This is a genomic window from Coprobacter sp. (assembly GCF_982436375.1).
On the sequence record NZ_CEWDCG010000307.1, the window covers coordinates 1 to 2,332 of the forward strand.

Genomic DNA, 2,332 nt, shown 5'->3' on the forward strand with positions numbered 1-2,332 from the left:
GATAATGAAAAAGGGTGACCCGTTCAGTCGTTATTGACTTTTGGGTCACCCTCTTGTATGGCGGAAGGAGGGGGATTCGAACCCCCGGTACCCTTACGAGTACGACAGTTTAGCAAACTGTTGGTTTCAGCCACTCACCCATCCTTCCTTAAGCAGCATGAGTTGCTTTCGTAATGCTGTGCAAAGGTAGCACTAATTCTTAAATCTCAAAATTATTTCAGACAAATTTTATTTTCAGATGTTGTTACTTTTCCTTTGATAAAAGAGCTTTTTGTCTGTATATGAGTTTCTTGTAATTTGTTTAAAATTTTGTTCATGATATTGAGGAACTGTCTAAATTTTGTTAACGGATCAGTAGTACTCTGTATTGAGTATTTTTTTATTTCACATTCTTTGCCGACAAAACGGATAAATTATTCAGGAAAAACGATTGAGATTAGTTTTTAATATATTTATCGATGGCGAGTTTATTGTAAGGAATGATTGTTTGAAAATGTAGAGGACAGACTTTTCAATAAAAATCCCTGTCAGATTCAGCCAATGAGAAACCCCTGATACCGTGAGGAAAACTCTCTCACTTAGACATTGCTTGCGGGATTCCGGATTAGAAGACGTTTGACAGGGAATATGAAAAAAGAGTTTCTTATTTCTTTTCACGTTGAGGGCCGAACTCTATCAATGCTTCGGCTTCGGGTGTTGTGGCATATTGCACAAAGTTGTCGGCATATTTATTGGCCAGAGATTGTGCTTTTTTACTCCATTCTTCGACATTAGAGTAAGTATCTCTCGGATCGAGGATTCCGGAGTTTACACCCGGCAGTTCGGTCGGTATGGTCAAATTGAGAATAGGAATATGCTTGGTCGGGGCTTTTTCAATATCACCCGAAAGTATTGCATCGATAATAGCGCGGGTTTCCTTGATTGAAATACGTTTTCCCGTTCCATTCCAACCGGTGTTTACAAGATATGCCTTGCAATGATGATCTTTCATTTTTCTGGCTAATACAGCAGCGTACATCATTGGATGCACGGTTAGGAACGCTTCTCCGAATGCAGGGGAAAAAGAGGGTTCTGGTTCGGTAATACCTCGTTCTGTCCCGGCAAGTTTTGATGTATATCCGCTGATAAAATGATATTGTGCCTGTTTTTCATCAAGTATCGATACCGGAGGCAATACACCGTATGCATCTGCCGATAAATAAATAATTTTGGAAGCATGCCCGGCTTTCGATGGCTCTACGATGTTGTCTATATGATAAATGGGGTAACTGACACGAGTATTTTCCGTAATTGACTTATCTGCATAATCGATACTTCCGTCGGCGTGTACGGTAACATTTTCCAATAAAGCATCTCTTCGTATTGCGCTCCAGATTTCCGGTTCGTTTTCTTGACTTAGGTTGATTACTTTGGCGTAGCATCCTCCTTCAAAATTGAATACTCCGTTATCGTCCCACCCATGTTCGTCATCTCCTATCAATAGACGCTTCGGGTCGGTTGACAAGGTCGTTTTCCCAGTACCGGATAATCCGAAAAAGAGAGCGACATCTCCGTTTAATCCGACATTTGCAGAGCAGTGCATAGAGGCTATTCCTTTTAACGGCAGATAATAGTTCATCATGCTGAACATCCCTTTCTTCATTTCACCGCCATACCATGTTCCCCCAATGATCTGCATACGTTCTGTCAGATTGAAAACAACGAAGACTTCGGAGTTTAATCCTTGTTCTTTCCATTTGGGATTGGTAACTTTAGAACCGTTGAGTACGATAAAATCCGGTTCTCCGAACTCTTTTAACTCTTCTTCGGTCGGACGTATGAACATGTTCTTCACAAAATGTGCCTGCCATGCAACTTCCATAATGAAACGGACTTTTAACCGAGTGTCTTTATTTGCTCCGCAATATGCATCTACGACATATAGTTTTTTCTTATCGGATAGTTCCTTAATTACGAGCTGTTTCAACTCATTCCATATTTCAGTGGAGATCGGCTTGTTGATTTTTCCGTCCCACCACATGGTATTTTCTGTCGTTTTATCTTTAACCGTATATTTGTCTTTAGGTGATCTTCCTGTAAACTTTCCTGTTTTTACTGCGACAGCACCGGTGTTGGTTACTATGCCTTTTTCATAACCGGTGAGTGACGGATCGGTTTCTGCTTTGAAAAGTTCATCGTATGAGGGATTATAGATGATTTTTTCTACATTCGTAATTCCGTATTTACTTAAATCTATTTTTACCATATTCCTGATATTTTTTAGTTTTTATTCTTTTGTGCAATTAAAACATCTGTTTGAGGATATTTGTTTTGTAAGTATATGGTAATAAAT

General features: G+C 39.5%; 1 protein-coding gene and 1 tRNA gene. Both read right to left on the reverse strand.

What is annotated here, in order from left to right; translation table 11 throughout:
• Positions 1 to 58: 58 nt before the first annotated feature.
• A tRNA-Ser gene (locus AC1WHX_RS11930) sits at positions 59 to 148 on the reverse strand.
• A 495-nt stretch (positions 149 to 643) separates the two neighbouring features.
• A complete protein-coding gene (pckA, locus tag AC1WHX_RS11935; RefSeq protein WP_022390457.1) occupies positions 644 to 2,245 on the reverse strand; it encodes a phosphoenolpyruvate carboxykinase (ATP) in 1,602 nt (533 codons plus the stop codon).
• Positions 2,246 to 2,332 lie beyond the last annotated feature (87 nt).

Coding starts and splice junctions, on each gene's coding strand:
- pckA (WP_022390457.1), bottom strand. CDS start 2,245: ATGGTAAAAATAGATTTAAGTAAATACGGAATTACGAATGTAGAAAAA.